The sequence below is a fragment of the Sphingobacterium sp. GW821-FHT03E03 genome (assembly GCF_059420745.1).
In genome coordinates, this window is the sequence record NZ_JBWKUH010000020.1 from 19,154 (window position 1) to 38,006 (window position 18,853).

Annotated in this window: 15 protein-coding genes; 6 read left to right on the forward strand and 9 right to left on the reverse strand. The window is 40.6% G+C overall.

Annotated elements, in window-relative coordinates; genetic code table 11:
* Positions 1–299 precede the first annotated feature (299 nt).
* A complete protein-coding gene (locus AC07UV_RS18875; protein WP_495184868.1) occupies positions 300–770 on the forward strand; it encodes a hypothetical protein in 471 nt (156 codons plus the stop codon).
* Between the two features lie 168 nt (positions 771–938).
* Here the strand turns inward: AC07UV_RS18875 and AC07UV_RS18880 are convergent, their stop codons facing one another.
* The 3 genes from AC07UV_RS18880 to AC07UV_RS18890 all read right to left on the reverse strand — a co-directional run bounded on the left by AC07UV_RS18880 (position 939) and on the right by AC07UV_RS18890 (position 3,587).
* Complete coding sequence (locus AC07UV_RS18880) at positions 939–1,655, reverse strand: FAD-binding oxidoreductase (protein WP_495184869.1); 717 nt, start codon at positions 1,653–1,655, stop codon at positions 939–941.
* A gap of 77 nt (positions 1,656–1,732) precedes the next feature.
* Complete coding sequence (locus AC07UV_RS18885; RefSeq protein ID WP_495184870.1) at positions 1,733–2,587, reverse strand: AraC family transcriptional regulator; 855 nt, start codon at positions 2,585–2,587, stop codon at positions 1,733–1,735.
* A 73-nt stretch (positions 2,588–2,660) separates the two neighbouring features.
* On the reverse strand, positions 2,661–3,587 hold the full coding sequence (locus AC07UV_RS18890; RefSeq protein WP_495184871.1) for an AraC family transcriptional regulator: 927 nt from the start codon (positions 3,585–3,587) through the stop codon (positions 2,661–2,663).
* A gap of 106 nt (positions 3,588–3,693) precedes the next feature.
* Between AC07UV_RS18890 and AC07UV_RS18895 the strand changes: the two genes are divergently transcribed.
* Positions 3,694–6,159 (forward strand): TonB-dependent receptor, encoded by a 2,466-nt coding sequence (locus tag AC07UV_RS18895; protein ID WP_495184872.1) that lies wholly within the window; start codon positions 3,694–3,696, stop codon positions 6,157–6,159.
* A 14-nt stretch (positions 6,160–6,173) separates the two neighbouring features.
* Positions 6,174–7,544 (forward strand): DUF4374 domain-containing protein, encoded by a 1,371-nt coding sequence (locus AC07UV_RS18900; RefSeq protein ID WP_495184873.1) that lies wholly within the window; start codon positions 6,174–6,176, stop codon positions 7,542–7,544.
* A gap of 102 nt (positions 7,545–7,646) precedes the next feature.
* On the opposite strand, the gene AC07UV_RS18905 is transcribed toward AC07UV_RS18900, so the two are convergent.
* Together AC07UV_RS18905 and AC07UV_RS18910 are read right to left on the reverse strand one after the other, a co-directional pair.
* Positions 7,647–7,985 (reverse strand): hypothetical protein, encoded by a 339-nt coding sequence (locus AC07UV_RS18905; protein WP_495184874.1) that lies wholly within the window; start codon positions 7,983–7,985, stop codon positions 7,647–7,649.
* Positions 7,879–9,876 (reverse strand): glycosyltransferase, encoded by a 1,998-nt coding sequence (locus tag AC07UV_RS18910; RefSeq protein WP_495184875.1) that lies wholly within the window; start codon positions 9,874–9,876, stop codon positions 7,879–7,881. The genes AC07UV_RS18905 and AC07UV_RS18910 overlap by 107 nt, the downstream gene beginning before the upstream one ends.
* 237 nt (positions 9,877–10,113) lie before the next feature.
* Here AC07UV_RS18910 and AC07UV_RS18915 point away from each other — a divergent pair, with 237 nt between their 5' ends.
* Positions 10,114–11,175, forward strand: coding sequence for a fatty acid desaturase family protein (locus AC07UV_RS18915; RefSeq protein ID WP_495184876.1), 1,062 nt, complete (start codon positions 10,114–10,116; stop codon positions 11,173–11,175).
* A 112-nt stretch (positions 11,176–11,287) separates the two neighbouring features.
* Here the strand turns inward: AC07UV_RS18915 and AC07UV_RS18920 are convergent, their stop codons facing one another.
* Both AC07UV_RS18920 and AC07UV_RS18925 read right to left on the reverse strand, forming a co-directional pair.
* Positions 11,288–11,734 carry a hypothetical protein gene (locus AC07UV_RS18920; protein WP_495184877.1) on the reverse strand — a complete coding sequence of 149 codons (447 nt, stop codon included), beginning with the start codon at positions 11,732–11,734 and terminating at the stop codon, positions 11,288–11,290.
* A gap of 100 nt (positions 11,735–11,834) precedes the next feature.
* Positions 11,835–12,581 carry a YoaK family protein gene (locus AC07UV_RS18925; protein ID WP_495184878.1) on the reverse strand — a complete coding sequence of 249 codons (747 nt, stop codon included), beginning with the start codon at positions 12,579–12,581 and terminating at the stop codon, positions 11,835–11,837.
* 207 nt (positions 12,582–12,788) lie between these two features.
* Between AC07UV_RS18925 and AC07UV_RS18930 the strand changes: the two genes are divergently transcribed.
* A complete protein-coding gene (locus AC07UV_RS18930; protein WP_495184879.1) occupies positions 12,789–15,128 on the forward strand; it encodes a GAF domain-containing protein in 2,340 nt (779 codons plus the stop codon).
* A gap of 14 nt (positions 15,129–15,142) precedes the next feature.
* Here AC07UV_RS18930 and AC07UV_RS18935 read toward each other — a convergent pair whose 3' ends face one another.
* Positions 15,143–15,460 (reverse strand): winged helix-turn-helix transcriptional regulator, encoded by a 318-nt coding sequence (locus AC07UV_RS18935; RefSeq protein WP_495184880.1) that lies wholly within the window; start codon positions 15,458–15,460, stop codon positions 15,143–15,145.
* A gap of 128 nt (positions 15,461–15,588) precedes the next feature.
* Here AC07UV_RS18935 and AC07UV_RS18940 point away from each other — a divergent pair, with 128 nt between their 5' ends.
* Entirely contained in the window at positions 15,589–16,008 is a 420-nt protein-coding gene (locus tag AC07UV_RS18940; RefSeq protein ID WP_495184881.1) for a nuclear transport factor 2 family protein, read from the forward strand.
* A 323-nt stretch (positions 16,009–16,331) separates the two neighbouring features.
* Here the strand turns inward: AC07UV_RS18940 and AC07UV_RS18945 are convergent, their stop codons facing one another.
* Positions 16,332–18,827 (reverse strand): cation-translocating P-type ATPase, encoded by a 2,496-nt coding sequence (locus tag AC07UV_RS18945; protein ID WP_495184882.1) that lies wholly within the window; start codon positions 18,825–18,827, stop codon positions 16,332–16,334.
* Positions 18,828–18,853: the final 26 nt, after the last annotated feature.

Sequence of the window (18,853 nt, forward strand, 5' to 3'; positions counted from 1 at the left end):
ATTGTTTAAAATTTCAACTACCTTTTAAATCGTTTATTTTATTATAAATTCTTTGTCAACGCTAGTCTTTAAATTAAGAAAAGCTAGGTTGGAAAGGTGCCTAGCTTTTAAAAATTCTTCATGATCGGACAAGCGATCTATATATATTCAACAATGTCCAGGTATAAACTGTTTGAAATAATTTCATTTTATGGCGACATCGAAAAAAAAAAGCTTATGAAAGCCTAAAAAGTAAATTAAAACAAACGAATTCTAAAAAGCAGGTGTTATTTAATTAGTTTCACTAAACAAATAATAATATGATTTTAAACAAAACATTTTTAGCATCTCTGGCGACAGTGGCCATCTTAGTTTCATGTAATAATCAGACACCACAGGAAAAAGCCGCTGACAGCATGGAACACGCTGAGGAGAAAGCTGCTGATGCAAATGAAGAGGCGATGAATACATCCGAAGATGCTGCTACGAAAGATGCCGAAGCTGTCGTTTATTCAAATAAAGCTGCCGCCAATGCAGCAATTGCGTCAGTACCCGCTCCAACGCTATCCAATGATAAAGCCAAAGAGCTTTATACAAAATTAGGTAAAACATGGGTAGATCGTATCAATGCTGACTCGCATGAGAAAGCAGTGGATAAAGAAAAATCGCTGTTGGATATTAAAAATGAAATCGAAAAAGATGTTGCAGATGGAAAGATATCTGCTGCAGACAAAGATAATATCATGAAATATCAATCCGATTGTTTGGCAGCTATCAAAGCTGCGCTTTAATACCATATTATCAGTTCAGTCCTAAAGGATATATGGTGGTTTATCTTAAAATCACCATATACCTTTAGTTTTTAACACCCATAAAGTTACTCATCTTTCAAGAAGATTCAATCCTCTGTCCCAAAAATAAATACAGCGAGTAATATCTATACACCTTTCAGTTTTAATTTATAGCCCTTTTTTCCCTTGCAACCAAAAGCCCTGATGTTTAACGCGCATATGCGTTTGCGTTCGTATCACTTTCCGAAAGTTTTGTACGGAGTTTACATTTCCCGTAAGCACAAAATAAGCGTCAGACCAATATTCATTTTTGAAAATGGGTAACTCTTTAATCTGATCTGGATCACAAAACAAAGTCGATTTTGGAAACACAATGCTGTTTTCCATTCCGAGTATCTCCGGGATAGCATGGTTCTCTGCATCCAATTCGAAAAGGAAGAGATGTTCCTTCTTTTGCTCCTCCATAACAGGTAAAAAAGAGCAGGCCAATGCCAGTGAGGTTTCATCGCCAAAGAACACGATTTTCTCTGCTGCTTTATCGTAGTACTTTTGTTCTGTTCGAGGTTTGTTGAGTACCAGGCGATCACCCACTTCCAGATGATTCATAAAGTCGCTACCACAGCCATTACCATGGATATGTGCAATTAATTGCAGGCTGTCTTTTTCGCTGTTTATTTCAGCAATGGTATATCTTCTGACATCGGTGTCAGAAATACGTATGTCAAAAAAAGCACCGACGGAAAACTGCAGTTTTTCAAAATCCCCCTGTAAACTAATTCGTTTGACGGTTGTTGACAAATATTCAGTTTGACTTACTTGTACCTCGGGAATTTGTGATACGAATAGATTCAGGGTATCAAAAACCCATTTTGGAGCACTTGGCATAATCTTATGTTTTGATTGAACACAAAGAAAGCCTCCGGCTTCAGCATAAAAAAGAATAAAGAGTTGTATTGATTGGACTAATCGTGGTTTTTGCTACGAAACGCTTTGGCACTCATGCCACATATCTTGGTAAACAAGCGAGAAAAATAAGGATAATCTTCATAGCCCAATTCAAAAGCGATCTCCTTAACCGATTTGTCAGAATGATATAGCAATCGTTTGGCCTCCAAAATTACGCGTTGCTGGATATGATGCGAAACAGAAAATCCAGTTACATTTTTCACCGACTCATTGAGATAGGAAACCGAAATATTAAATTGGGCAGCATACGCCGCCGGACGTTTCAAGGTCTGAAAGTTTTGTTCCAATAATAAGAAAAAGGCTTTATTAATCCGTTCAAACCGCGATTGTGACTCGGCAGTTTTACTATATTTTAGATATACGGATAGCTGTAAAGCAATCAAAGCATTTACGCTGTCCTTCAATACAGAAAAATGCAATTTGTCGTTCGTTCGGTCGTAGAGTTCAATGCACAAATTATAAGTCTTTTCAATAATTGCAAGATCTTCTAAGTCAATCGCCAAAGGTTTTAGGGGCGAGATGCTCTGCAGAATAGTAAGATATTCGGCTGCAATATTTTCATTGCTAATGATTAGCATAAACATTTCTATATGCTCTACCTGTACCGCCCTATGCACTTGATCCGGCGATTGATAGTATATGGTCGGTTTATCTGTGCGGTATCGCTGAAAATCTATTTCCATTACGGTAATACCGCTTTTCTGTAAAACAAAGAAATGATAATCGTGCCGATGTGCCTGCATGATTTCTTCATCTTCCCAAAAAGATTCGGGTGAAACTCTTGCAAGAGCAATACCATGACCAAATTCTTTAGGCAGTGTCCTGACCGGAATATCTTTTTTGTGTTGCATACGTTCCTGGAAATTTATCATTCGTATTTGTTAGCCTTCAATTTGATAGCGATTTATTTTAATCGTATCAAGATTAAAATGGAAGCAATAATTCCTCGCCAAGAATAAACAGTTCTAAACTATCCGCTAAATAGAAACCCATACAACGGATCATATTGGGGATATAACCGAAAAACCGCTTAAAGGCCCCCGCAAAATGCGTTGGGTGCTTGTAACCCACCTGTTGGGATATCTGGCTGATTTTTAAATCAGTTGTCTTTAGCAAGATTTTAGCCTTATTCATCTTACAGGCCGTCATATAACCAAAAATAGTTTGACCAACATACTTTTTGAAGTTCAGCTTCAGGTATTGCTCGTTAGTCCCCACCTCCTTTGAAAGGGCTGCAATGGTGTAATTCTGATCCAGATTGTTTTCAATCATTTCTTTGACCAGAAGAACTTTCTCCCGTTGATCAGCCGGAACGTTTGATCGGACAGCTTTTGTATTATTTTGTACCGAATCTAACAATAGACAGAGGATCATACTCACTTTTGCACGCAAATAGACGCGCATAAGTACATTTTTGAGGCTCGTTTGTTTTAAATCCATCAGTTTGCCAACAATGGCTGGAATATGGTCTATCAAACAGCAGTTTTGTTCATCCCTGAATAATAGTTCATGCGAAAAACTGTCTTCTAGACCAACTTCACGTATATAAGCATGGTCAAAAGCCAATATAAAATAAGTGCTTTTCTCATTGCCAGCAATAGCTAAAGTGGCATCGTTTAACTTAATAAATACGTTCTCGTTCCTCTGTAATGTCCCCTTTAAACCGTTGTAATGGATCGCTACCTGATCAGCAAGATTGACTATCAGGGCATAAACTTCTGTTTTCAAATTGACATCATAATGGGCGCAGTTTTCAGCTGCAATCATCCGTAAGCCATTTACTTGTCGATCTATCACCATTGGCTCTTCTGCCAGATCACCCCTATCTTGATAAATTTCTTTCTGCGTCATCTTGTTTTCGGAATACGTTACTTTCTTGCGTATAATACTTTTTACTTTTGCGTCGCCTTATTTAGATTAAATACAAATAATTGTCAAAAATACTGTTATCGTTTCAATGGAACAAATAAAATATATATTAACTCTTGCCCTTACCTGTTCGTTCTATTTTGTATATGCTCAGGTGGCCCGCATTTCCGGTACTGTTCGTGATAACGAGGGAAAAGGCGTCTCCCACGTTACCATTCAGCTTAAGAATAGTCAACTCGCGACAATGACCGATGCTCAGGGACATTACCAATTAACGAATGTACCTTACGGTGATCATGTGCTGTTCATTTCCTCACTAGAGCTACATGCGAAAGAAATCTCCTTTCGCGCTTATCAAAAAAGCCAACATGTCAACATCCGTGTGGAAATGAGAAGCAAAAATGACCTTGAAGAGGTTAAGGTAGAGCGTAATTCGGCCAAGAAAGAAATGGAGATCGGTGGCTTCGCTGTGGCTGTCGTCGAAACAAAAGAAGCCGCACTGCGCAACCTGACCACCAATGAGCTACTTGACCGGACCGTAGGAGTACGTGTCCGCCAAAATGGTGGTGTCGGATCCCAAATTGAATACAATCTCAATGGTATGTCGGGTAGCACGATAGGTATATTTTTGGATGGCATAGAGGTCTCTACCTATGGATCTTCGTTTAACCTCAATAATATTCCGCCCGCCATGATTGAGCGCATCGAAGTATACAAAGGGGTGCTTCCCTCCCATTTGACGGGCGACTATGTGGGCGGAGCAATTAATGTGGTCATGAAAAAAGATGTTGCTCATAACAATGCGACCGTTGCGACTTCTTATGGCTCTTTTAATACCTTCAATGCTGATGCAAGCCTCACCCTACGAGATAAAAAAACCGGACTTTCATTTAGAGGTTCCGGCTTTTATACCTACACAGACAATAGCTATGAAATGTGGGGGAAATTCTCAAAATATACTGACAGAAATGGGATACTGGCTCGGGATTTCAGGGCCAAAAGATTTAACGATACCTACCGGTCTGCAGGTGGACGTTTTGAATTTGGTTTTACAGATGTGAAATGGGCAGATCAGTTTTTCTTGGGCTATAATATTTCTGACACCTATAAGGAAATACCCCACGGAACAACGACAAATCGGCCCTATGTTGGTCGATTTTCAGAGTATAATGCGCATGTATTCAGCTTAAACTATAGCAAACGTAATCTTTTTGTGGATGGACTGACATTGAATGTCAATGCAGTACGTAGCAAACGCAGCACCTATGTTCAGGATACGGTAACAACATTATACAATTGGGACGGAAATCCGGTGGTACTGCACACGGATTATATGATCGAAAATGGTCTTCCCCCGATTACGATGAAATCACCCAACGGGGCACAACAGGGATTGCCGACGATCACACAGGTAGATCGCAAAATAACAAATGTTCGTTCAAATTTGGGTTATATGATATTACCAGGACATCGGGTATCATTCAACCACAAGCTGGAAAAAACAGACCGCGACGATACTAATCTCCTAAGACCAGTCAATAAGGATCTACTGATATTAACAGGCGTTACTAAGAATATTCTATCGGCAAATTATGAAGCACAGACCTTCAATAATAAACTGAAAACCAATATCCTAGTCAAATATACAGCCAATAGTACCCGTCAGACCAATCCAAATCCGACGTATAACGCCGACGGATCATATACCCTCAATCCAGAAACAAAAAAGACCTTTAGCGATAACTTTGGATACGGGGCAACGATTTCATATAATATCTTGCCGAATTTGTTTTTGATTACTTCGATGGAAAATGGTAAAATCATGCCCTCAGAAGAACAGATGTTTGGGAATCTCGAAACCAATATATTGCCCAACCTCAATCTTACGCCCGAGAAAAATATAAATTATAATCTGGGTTTCCGACTGGCAAATATAACATTTGACCAACATCGATTTTCGTTCTATGGCAGTGCCTTCTGGCGAAACGGCTACGACAAGATCACCCGTCAGACAGTTGATAGTATTGTAACGGACTCCGATCTGGATATTCAGGCATCCGCTTTTGTCAATCTTGGTCGCACGCAATCCAGAGGTGTGGAAGCTGAGTTGATCTATGTTTTTGACAACAAGCTTAATGTCATGGTCAATTTTTCCAAATTCAATGCCCTTTACAAGCGACAATTCGACAAAGCCGGACGTACAGATGACCGGTACAATCTACAGATTCCAAACGAACCTTATTTTACAGTGAACGCAAATGCGCAGTATCGTTTAGACAATGTCTTTCAAAAGCGAGCCATCATGAACCTGTATTATAATATGGGCTACGTTGGGCATTACGATATCGCTTGGCATCCTTCTGAAGGGAGCCTCACCCCTAGTCAGTTTGCGCATGATCTGGGGCTTAGCTATCGCTTTCCCTCCGGAAAACTAGTGGCAAGTTTTGATACAAAAAATATATTTAATACGGCATTGTATGACAACTTTGGTGTTCAAAAGCCCGGAAGAGCATTCTACATCAAACTTAATTACACAATTAGCAAATTCTTATAAAAAACAAAAGTGATATGAAAAAAAATCTATTAAAAACTGTTCTATTCGGTGCATTGGCTGCGTCGGTAACCTTAGGTAGCTGTAGTAAAGATAGTGGGAATCCCGGCGCGGTAGTACCTCCAGAGGAAAAACCTACTGACAACAGATGGATTACATTGACAGCTGCACTAAAATTGACAAATGATGGTGACGGTAATGGCGGTACAATGGCCTATGCCATTTCACCTGATCAAGCTATTGACCCTGCTTTTGAGCTTGATGTTTTTAATGGCAAAGGCTTGAAATTTGATTCACCAAGAACCTCACGTATACAGGCATCCGCAGATGGAAAATTTTTATATGATATCCAATATACGGGAGCTGACGGTGGCATTTTCCAGAAATATGCAGTAAATGGTGCGGAGAAATATGTGAAAAGTGGCAATGAAGTGAATGCAGCTGTTATTTTAGGCACCTCACCACGTTGGGTGAAATCAGCTGAAGGGATAGGTATCGGTGTAAGTGCAACAACGCAGACATCTTTTACAGGTACATTTCCAGCAGTAACTTTTGGCAATATCAAGTCTACAGCCACTGTAGCGTCTATCAATCTTGATAATCCAAGTATTTTAAATACAGCTTCATTTACTATTCCATTTACCGATGAGCAATTGGCTCAAGGTTATTCGATCGGCCGTATTGATGTACCGATCATCAACCAGGCAAAGAATAAAGTCTATATAGGCTGTAATATTTCGAAAGTGAATCCGAAGGGAACTCCTAGTCAAAATCAGGAAACAGGTGTAGTTTCTTGGCCAAGTGATGCCGCCAACATTGCTGGTACTGTAACCTTGGTTGTTGACTATCCTTCGTTTAAAAATCCGAAATTAATCTGGTCTACACAAAGTAAATATGGTAATAATGGTTACCGTACCATGACCCAGTATATTGCTGAAGATGGGCATGTTTATCAATCCACTGGCGCAAATACAACGAGCTATCCACATATCTTGCGTATTGACAAAAATACTAATGATTATGACAACAGCTATGTATTCGATCTATCAAAAGCACTAGGCGTTAGTGGTCTTGCTGGAATCAAAGCCTGGAAATACCTAGGTCAAGGTAAAGCTTTTGTCCTATATGACATTGATAAAAAAGGTGGTTATTTGGCGCTAATAGACCTCAATGCGAAAACAGCAACTAAAATTGCCACAGAATATGAGTCTAAATTAAACTTTGATCAACAGCAAAGTATTGCTCAGGTAGGCGACAATGTGTATGTTCCATTGACACCTATCAGCGAAGCCGGAAATGTATTTGTTTACAACTGGAAGACTGGCAAATTGACGAAAGGTGCCAAGTTATTGAACGGTACAGGACATCGTTATATCGGTGCTTATTAATACGATATTTATCATATAGCACAACAAAAATGGCCGTTCTGTAAAATCAGAGCGGCCATTCTGGTAATGAAACTTATCACGATATCGTTTAACATCAGTACATCAACTTACAGTTTCTGGTAAATAAGCTTCCATCTTCAGCCTCGCCAATAAATAACTTATGGTCGATTCTGCACCCTGGTTAATATTTACAGTACGCTCTTCTAGGCCATCAAAACAGCCACCCGTCACCGGATTATAAACAATTTGCTGGATATGATTGCGCCCCAGGAACCATTCGAATGCTGTCCGTATCGTATTTTTATAGTTTTCATCTTTTGTATGTCTATAAAACCTATCCAGCGCAATAATGGTATAGGCAACATCGATGGGCTGTTCCCCTCCTTTGGGTTGAAGCTCTCGGCTGATCGCGTTGTGCCCAGCCTTTATTGGAAATAACATGGATTTCGTCATCAACAATAATTCTGCTCAATAGAAAATCAAAGGATTGATAAGCAATGTCACGATATCTCTTATCACCAGCTGACTCGTAGGCAGCCAACAATGCTTCCGGAATCACGCTATTGCCATAGGTCATGTAGGATTCGTACCATTGCCAATCGGCGGTACTTTCATACTCAAACATGGCTACCAAGCGGTCGGCTAAAACTTCTATGATCGCTTTATAATTATTGCCTTTCATAAAACTTAAGCCCTTGATCGTAAAGGCCATTGATCGTGTTGAATAATAAACTAGCGCATGCTTGGAAGCTCGCTCCAAAAGTTCAATAGCAGGTTTGACTATCCGCTCGGGTAACAGATTGGCTAATCCAACCACCTCTCCCAATGCCCACACAGCACGTCCATTGGCATCCTCGAGATTCTCCTGCTCGTTTTGCAGGGTAAAATTACCGTCAATATCTACATAGTTCAAAAAGGTACCATCATCTTGCATGCAATAAGCTATAAAGTCCAGGTACTTCTTGATCAAGCCAAGGTCCTCCTGAGATTCGTATAATTTATAATGATGTAACATCGCAATAAGGGCCCGCGCATTGTCATCCAATGCATAGCCACTGGTTAGGTCAGGCATACTGATATCTGCAAATTGAACAAATGCTCTTTCCGTTGACATCCGAAACATATGGTCTAGGTTGAGCGGGGGAATAGAATACAGCATATCCCTTTTTTCGTCAATAAGGAGTTCAAATAGATTGACATGGGCTATGGCTACATTTTGCCAGGAGGTTTTGACCATTTTTTGAAGATTCACATGGCGGATTTTCTCTAGTCTCGGTGTATCGTCCAAAATTTGATTGACGGCGTCAGCGAGTTGATCCGATGCTCCAAAATCGATCATCGTGCCCATATCTGCTTTCAGAACCTCCCTGACATGGGGAATCGGTGTCGAAACGATAGGACAGCCCGAACTCAAGGCATAAGAGAATGTACCGCTCACCGCTTGGAGGGGATCTTTTGATGTGAAGAGATAGACATCGGTTATGGATAGATAGGCTAATAGCGACTCTATCGAAAGAAATTCATTCACAAACCTGACATGATCAGCTATTCCCTGTTGATTTATTATTTCCTGTAGTTGATTTCTGTAGGTCTCCCCTTCCCGTTGCAACAAGGTGGGGTGTGTCTGTCCTAAAATAAGAAATAGCACATTTGGATTTTGTTTAATAATAGCGGGAAGTGCATATAATGTTGTTTCAATACTTTTGCTGGGCCCTAGTAGACCAAAGGTGCTCAGCACTTTCTTGCCCAGTAGATTATATCGCTCTAGTGTTGCCTGTTTATTTGTTGCGGGAGCCAAATGCGTCCCATGTGCGATCACTGTGATTTTATTCGGAGCGATTTTATAAGCGTTAATAAGAATATCCGCAGAATTTTGAGTCATGACGACGATCTGTGAACAATATTCCGCAATGGCGGATACTTGGTCGCGTAGGGCACTGTCTGGTGATGGTAGTACCGTATGAAAAGTAACTACAATCGTGATCTGCGCTGCGTAAAGTGCTGAAACAAGCGATCTGAACCTGGCCTCCTGACCAGCGAATAAACCGAATTCATGTTCAATGCACACTATATCGATATTTTTGTAGTGTTGAATATTTTCAAATAAAGTATCAAATGAAACCGGATCCCCGATCTCCAGTATACCTAGTGGAGCCTGATCATAATTAGCCTGATCCCGAGTCTCTACGATTGGTATCGGAATAAGGTCATATGAATCCTCAAATTTACTTGAAATGGCTTTCATCAAATCTGTTGTGTAGGTGGCAATACCGCAGGCGCGAGGGGGAAAAGTTGATAGGAACGCAATTCCTCTTTTCGTCGTTGAAATCATTGTTGATTATTTATGTGAAGTCCTTGCATACGATCGTCTTGTATCTTTAACAAGGTGCTGCACGTAGGGAGGTTCTATAAATGTACACAAATAAAACGAGTATTTCGATTTTTTCAGTTGTGATGAAATTTAACTTTATTTATACATTGATGATCAATTATATTTTGTAACTTCACCGTAGCCAATCACTAAAGATTGGAAATTAAGTACAAGCATATTTCCCGCGTAAAAAATCACATGTCCCAGTCTGTTAAATTCGACAATGTAAATACATTGTTTTCTAAAGCTTTAAAGCAAAAAATCAATCACTATTTTATAAATTCATCAAAACAAAAAACCGGTAATCGAAGAATTTATTTGAAAGCTTCCATTCTATTGACCACCTTTATCCTGCTCTATATTCTTTTGGTATTCGTTCCGCTTCATTGGAGCATTGCTATCTTATTATGCGTCATTTTCGGAGCCAATCTTGCTGCGATAGGCTTCAATATTATGCATGATGCAGGCCACAATTCGTTTTCGGACAATAAACGACTGAATACCGTACTGTCCTATTCGCTCAATCTCTTGGGAGGCAACATTTATTTCTGGAAACTCAAACACAATATTGCCCATCATACCTATACCAATATCGACGGTGAGGATCATGATATCGAGGTCAAATTCATGCGTATACACCATGATCAAAAATTAAAAAAACATCACCGCTATCAGCGCTTTTACTTTCCGCTGTTATACGGTATCTCCTATCTCGCCTGGATCTTTTATCAGGATTATGAAAAATACTTCCGCGGCCGTATGGGCAATGATAAGGAGCAGTTTCATTTTCCTGTCAGAGAACGTGTTATTTTTTGGGTAAGTAAGCTGATCCATTTTACGCTATTTGTGGTTGTTCCCGTTGTATTTGTCGGCTGGCTACCTACGCTAATTGGCCTATTGATCGCCGGTGTGGTGTGTGGAATGAGCTTAGCAACTGTATTCCAATTGGCCCATGTCGTTTCGGGAACGGAATTCAAGACCATAGAAGCCTCACGGGTGGATGAAGAATGGATGATTCATCAGATCCAGTCAACTGCTAACTTCGCTACCAAGAGCAAAGTATTGACCTGGTTGCTTGGAGGCCTTAATTTTCAGGTTGAGCATCACTTATTTCCAAAAATTAGCCATGTACACTATCCGGCGCTTAATCGCATTGTGAAACAAACATGCGAGGAGTATAAATTACAATATAACGAATTTAAAACATTCTGGGCTGCTTTCAGGTCGCATATAGGTGTTATTCATGCGATGTCCAGGTAAGCTGAACGGCATTTTATGATAAAGCTCCATTAGGAATAGGCAATAATTAAAGCTCCTTTTTCTGCACAGATACATTGTGCCAGAAAAGGAGCTTTGATATTATATCGAGATATTAATGATGTCTTCGCATCGCTTTTATGGCCAGCCCGGCGGCCATTCCACCGATGACATACCAGGCTACGGTCATTATTTTTGTCCGTTCGGTCTTTTTTATTGGCTGGGTATCTAGTCCCGCCTGCTCCGGGATTGTCAATGTTGCCAGGCCCACCACTGTACCGAGCAAGGCTCCTCTGAGAATGATATGTTTGTCGCCGCCATATCCGATCATGGTATACAACATTGCGTTTGAGGCGATATCAGCACCAAAGGTAGCAGCCACCAGGGCATTTCCCTTTGGCGGTTCAAATCCTGCAGCACTTACCGTCTTTTTCATTGCTTCCTCGCCGACTTCATCAATTGCCGGAGCTTCTGTGTCAAATCTTTTTGCAACGCTGTGGATTACATTGAGGATCACCGCTCCGATCAAGCCACCCAGCATATTTTTATTAAATACATTCATTGTTTTATGTGTTAATTTTTCTATGCCCTGCAAATTACAGATTACATGGAGAACATCGGGCATCACAAAATAGTTCAGCTTGCTGCGATCTTTTTAACTGCTAAAAGTTTCTCGTTGATCTATCCGAATGATCTTGTTGCCTCCGCCTGAGCCTGTAAAATCCGAGTAGTAAGCGGTCATAAAAAAGTGCAACCAGTAATATGATCACAGGCAATAAAAGCGTCTTTCTCTCAAACCAGCCATATATAAATGCCCCCATTATACCGCCTAGGAAAAAACCAGCAATGATGATGATCTTGAGCAGGATACCTCTTTTTAAACGCTTGCGTTCATTTATTTTCTTATAGAAAATCGTTTGGGACAACTCAATTCCTAAGTCTGTAAACAATCCCGTTAAATGCGTCGTGCGAACAACCGACCCTGATATTTTGGTTACCAGCGCATTTTGCAATCCCATAGCAAGCAAAAGCGTACAGGATAGCCAAACAGAGGTGTTGGAACTGGGGATATTAAAAAGTGATACGAATGCAAGTAAAATAATTTCAATGCCGATGGGTATACTATACGAAAAATGCGCCGTTCCCCTGGATGTAAGTTCCATCGTCGTATTGGCTACAAATGCACCCAATAGAAAGGAAATGACGTAAAGTATGCTCAGCAGGGCAAACAGGTAATTATTTCGATAAAGCTCCTCCGAAAAAAAAGCAAAGTGGCCAGTTACATTTGTTGTCAATGTTTTAAAGGAAAGTACTCCCACGATATTCACTACTCCGGCTACTATGGACAATAATGCAGCTAATTGCACATTATGGATATAATTTCGCCCCTTATCTCGATGCCTAAACATTATGCTGCTTTCACCTACTATTTTATTGTACTACCTTATTATATAAGGAATAAGTCCAATTTACCTTTTTTAATAACGAAATGCAATAAATAAGCAATTATATATTGAGAACGATACGTTTACTTAAGATTTTGCTATTCAATCCCTGATTATTTTATACTTTTGTGTGTATCCAATAATTAGCTAATTTTTTCAGAAACAAGCGCTATGCAGTTTAACTTCACCTTTGATTCCAGTCCTTTTAAGACCCTGATTGCTTTTCATAAGATTATCAAATCTTTTGAGGAAACGGCATTGTCCGAAGTTGAATTCCAGGCTACTTATGCTAAATCTTTGCTCAAAGAAATCGAAAAATATCCGGCACTTGTCGACGGTATCGAAAATAAAGCGGATTTACATCCCTATGAGCCTATTATCAAAGTACTTTTGGCGGATCTATTTCCAAGATCACTGACGAAAAATGAAATCAAGGCCATTACAATTCCGTTCTATTTATATACCTTTAATCATAGCGAACGTTTAGACAAGATCCTTCAGGATGCCGGCGATCATTATGATTTTAGCTACCGCGATATCTCGCCGGATACCTATTATATTCTAAATTGCTGTATGATCATCAGCCAGTACTATGGTGTTAAAGTTGATGCCATGGATACGCCGATATTCCTGGATATTCCAGATAAAAATAACATTATGCATCATTACAGGGTGCTGTTCAATGCAGATTTTATGGATATTATTCCTACAGATCGCGCAGTGGAACTTTCTGAACAAGACATTATTGAGCTGATTGACAATTTTTCGGATATCACCCTCTGGAAATCTAAATTTCCTGAGCAGAGCTGGATACTGAAAGGATTTTCCATTATGACCCTTTTTGATGCGACGACGGAGAATGCTGTGTCAAGCTTCAAAAGTAACTTATTGCTCGAAGACAAGACGGTCCAGATGGAAGAAATTCAGGGTATTTTCAGATCCATTTACAAAATAGACGATCTGCGGATCGGATTGACCTCCTTTGAAAAAGTCAGGGAGGAGTTTAATTTGAGAATTGTCGAAAAACAGCTGTACAGCCATCTCCTCTACGATTCCACTATAGCCGAATGTGAGGAAATGCTCTGTAATGAAACATTGGAAAGCTTGCTGAGCAAAGAAGAACTTCTGGTTGTTCCAGACATTGATAAATTACCTACGACGGATCCCAAAAAAGCGTTTTTTATCAACAAACTGAAACAGCAGCATGTGAAGAGCTTTATCTTTGCCCCGCTGATACAGGACAACAAAGTGCTTGGCATATTGGAAATGTCCTCATCCAGGGTGCGCGCACTGAATTCGGTCAATGCGAATAAGCTCGATGTTGTCTTACCTTTTATCAAAGACAAAGTATCCAAGGCATTTTCTGAAACGGAGAATCAGATTGAGGCGATTATCCAAAAAGAATATACCTCAATTCATCCCAGTGTCAAATGGCGCTTTCAGGAAGAGGCGATCCATTACCTAAACGATAAAGCTTTTGGAAAGGATTATACGCTACAGGAAATCGTTTTTGAACATGTTTATCCACTCTATGGCCAGATTGATGTACAGGGCTCTTCAGAATCCAGAAATCAGGCCATTAAGCAGGATCTGATTCATCAGGCGACTGAATTGATCGCGCTGTTTACCGCTATCAATCAAGAATACAAATTACCGCTGTTTGAGCAGAAAATCTTTGATCTGGAGCGAAACCTCGAGACACTTGACAAATCCTTATCAAACGATACCGAACAGGTTATTCTGGATCATTTTAATCTCGACGTACATCCCATTCTGGACAACTTTCGGAAAAACAATAAAAATAGTTCCATTGTCAAGGCAATCGATACCTATTTCGACCGGATAAATCCGGCTATTGGCGGACTTTATGAGGCGCGGCAGGATTACGACAACTCGATCACGCTGATCAATAAGAAGTTGGTGACTATCCTTGACGAAAAGCAACTAGAGGCCCAGGAATACTTTCCTCATTATTACGAGCGTTATAAGACCGACGGTATTGAGCACAACATGTTTATTGGCGCTTCCATCGCACCGGACAAAATTTTTGAGCTCTATTACCTCAAAAATTTACGTTTATGGCAATTGCAGGTTATGTGTGAAATGGAAAGCCAGTTTAGGATACTCCAACCCGAACTACCCCACCAGTTGGAGGTGACCTCCCTGATTCTGGTCTTTGCAACGCCGATTTCCATCCGTTTCAAGATGGATGAAAAGCAGTTTGATATCGATGGCTCCTACAATGTACGCTATGAAATCGCTAAAAAACGTATTGACAAGGCGAAGATCAAAGGCTCTACAGAGCGTATCAACCAAAAAGGCAAACTGGTCATTGTCTATTCCTATGGACATGAAGAGACCGAATACTTAGGCTATATCAATTTACTGCAGCACAAAGGCTTATTAAATGACGATATCGAAAAATTTGAGGTCGAGGATTTACAAGGACTGATCGGTCTTAAAGCCATTCGCGTTGGATTTCGTGTGCAAGACAATCTTCTAACGGACTAAGGTAACAATTAGTATTAAAACTTATGATTGATACCAAATTGTATGATTTGATTGATCACTGGAAGCAGTTCTTTTCCGATATCTGTCAGCGTATATTCCACTTTTGGAGGTATTTCAGCATAGGATTTTTTATGAACGAATCCCTTATCGCATAAAAACTTAAGTTGACTGATCAACATTTTTTCACTGATCCCTACGATGCAGCGTTTCAATTCGCCATAGCGGATAGTGCGTTCATTGATCTGGAAAATTATTAGCATGGTCCATTTTCCACCTATGATTTCAAGCGTTTTTCGTAGTGGACAGTTCTCGTCAGAAATATTTATATTCATTTTATCTAATTGACAGTCAGCTATTCTTAATCTGAGGTAAGTACCCTACTTATAGGTAGGTACTTGTATATAAGAATGCTAAGTTAGACATTTGTACAATATTAATACAGTTTAAAAATTAAAATGATATGTCAAAAAATGTAATGATTGTTCAATCCTATTTTGATGCTGTAGCCAAAGGAGACTTTGCTACAGTAGGCAGTTTATTTGCAGATGATATCCTCTGGCATCAGCCTGGCGATGGGATCCAATCCGGAACCTATAGCGGAAAAGAGGCGGTGTTTGCCCATTTGGGCAATTTTATGAAATGGAGCAACGGTACATTTGCCATTGATGCCATTGATTACCTGAGTAGCAATGCCAACCTTGTCACAGCTGCAATCCACTTTAAAGCAGAGAAGGGAGATCAACTCCTCGCCATGAAAGGTGTAGACCTATTGCGTATCGAAGAAGGAAAGATCAAAGAAGTCTGGTTGTTTTCGGAGAAAATTGAAGACGAAGATGCATTCTGGAATGCCGCTGCAAAAGAGAACTTTCCGACATCATGAACACTGGTGATTGATTAAATTTTTCTGAACAAGGCATATTCATAATCAATGGAAAGCTCGTTATTCACTTCCCATATACCTGGCGTGTACCATGCGATCCGTTATGCCTCTTTTTTTGATACCATGAATTGACTTTTCCACTTAAGGTAACCGTACTGCCCGATATCATCACAAGGAGATTGCTATCATCAATAGTACTTCTTTTTAAGTCGTCTTCGATATCTTCACAGATATTTTGAAAAGAATAGATACTTTTATGTTGCCCTTAAGATCGCTGACCACAGCTGGAAGATATGATATTGACAGTTATTAAATGATATGGTCTACGCCCTCCTCATGAGCTTATAAATTTCAAACCAGAGTACAGATACGCTTGCGACGGCCAGCGCTATAGCCAATTCAGATGTGCTAAGCGCTGCTACCTCAAAGAAAGCAGCAACCGGCCTACAGTACACTATGACAAATAGCAGGATAAGCACTACACAAGAGATACCTACCAGTAAAAAATTACGGTTCTTAAAGCTTTCGACTATGCTATAATAGAAAGAACGGTTGGCATAGCTCAACAATATATTCGCAAAGATCAAGGTACAGAAAACCATCGCCCTTGTTTTTTCTTCGCTCCCGCCATGCTGGGCAGTAAACTGATAGCTAAATAAGACTCCAAGTGTGATCACTATCCCTTGGATAATGCTTATCCCCAATTCACTGATACTCAAAAAAGTCTTCCCCATTGCTCTCGGAGGTTGTTTCATCGTATTTCTTTCGATAGGTTCATTCTCGTAAACAATAGAACAGGTAGGCCCCATGACAAGTTCCAGAAAGATCACATGGACGGGTGTAAATATCTGTGGATAGATCCATCCCAAAAACAAGGGTAAGGATACCGTCAGAATAATGGGAATATGAATGGAAATAATATACTGCACAGCCTTTTTGATATTGGTATAAATCCGGCGACCCGCAGCGATGCCAACAATAAGTTTCTGCAAATCATCATTTGTAATGACCAATGCCGCCGCTGATTTGGCGATTTCGGTTCCCTTATTTCCCATAGCGACACCGATATGCGCTGCTTTCAATGCTGGACCGTCATTTACACCGTCTCCGAGCATGGCCACAACTTCACCACTCTTTTTCAACGCATTGACGACCGCAAGCTTGGCGTCGGGAAACATTCGGGTAAATAGTGTTGTCCGCTCAGCTAGCTTTATGATATCATCTTCGGTATTCCCAACGATTTCGCTACCATTTGCAGCCGGCGTGTCATTGACAATTCCTGCTTGCAATGCAATTGCCTTTGTTGTTTCGGCGTTATCGCCTGTAATCACTTTTACCTTGATCCCCGCAGCATAGATTTGCTGAAAAACCTCCCTTATCCCCTCTTTGGGCGGATCATAGAATACCGTGAGCCCTAAAAACTCAAACTTATAATCCTGCTGTTTTGCAGGGAAGTCATTTCCTTCAAAATTTGCTTTGGCAACACCCAGAATTCGATAACCTTGCTGAGCAAAAGTGTTAATCACCTCTCTTATCCTGCCTCGATCGGCTTCGGAGAGCTGGGAAACACTGAGTATCGCCTCGGGTGCCCCCTTGGCCGCAATGATCCGCTCATGCTCACTATTTTCAAAAAGGTGGGTCATCATGGGCGGCCTGCCTTCCAGCGGATATTCATGAAACAGCTGATAACTCCTTCTTAAATCATTTTTTTGCGTTTTTTCGTATATTTTATGCAAGGTGATCTCCATGGGATCAAAAGGCACGGGCTCGCTGCTCCACATTGCATAGTCAATAAGCTCATGAAGTGCTTCATGCTCAAATTCACCTTCAGCATACACCGTATCTGAATGATAATCATACAGGTTTTTTAATTGCATGATGTTGGTCGTAATGGTACCTGTTTTGTCGGTACAGATTACTGTGGTACTCCCCAAGGTCTCTACAATACTGCTCCTTTTGATGATAATACCCTCGCGCATGAGCTTCCATGCCCCCAGTGCCATAAATGTTGTAAATGCGACAGGAATCTCCTCGGGTAGTACAGACATCGCCAATGTCAGCCCATTGAGCAGGCTCTCTACGATATTGTGCGTATCCAGATAACTAAAGAGGCAGACCAGCAGGAAAATAGCGAGTCCAACGATTGCCATTGCCTTGACAAATTTTTGGATCTGGACCTGCAAAGGCGAGATCTCTTCTTTTATCGTTCGTATGGATTCGCCAATTTTGCCGACGCGCGTCTCTTTGCCTATCTTTTGTACTTGAAAAACAGCAAGTCCCGACACTGTTATTGTGCCGCTATAAACGAAATTATCGGTTGTCGTACTATCCTTGAACACGGAGAAACTCTCTCCTGTGAGGGACGACTCGTTCACCGAAAAATCGTTGCTGTGCACTATAATTCCATCTGCATTTACCATGCGCCCTTCTTCTGTGATACAAAGGTCGCCTACAACAATTTCCCGTGTAGGAATCTTGACCACCTGTGCATCTCGGATGACCACACTCAGGGGTTCATTGAGTTTTTCAAGCTCTTCCAACGCTTTCTTGCTACGGTTGTCCTGATAGAATGAGATCGCAGTGACCGCCACAATCGCTACCAACATAAAAGCTGCTTCAGCATAGTCGCCCACAATCACATAGATCAGTGAAATAACGATCAGTAAGATCAGCATGGGCTCCTTTAAAACTCCCAAAAGCAATTCCAGCCCGGTACTTTTATGGCCTGCCGCCAACTGGTTAAACCCATATTTTGCCCTGGCACGATTTACTTCTTCCTGACTGAGGCCTTTAAGATGACTGGGGATATTATATGTCATAAAGAAATTGCTTAATAGAGAAACGG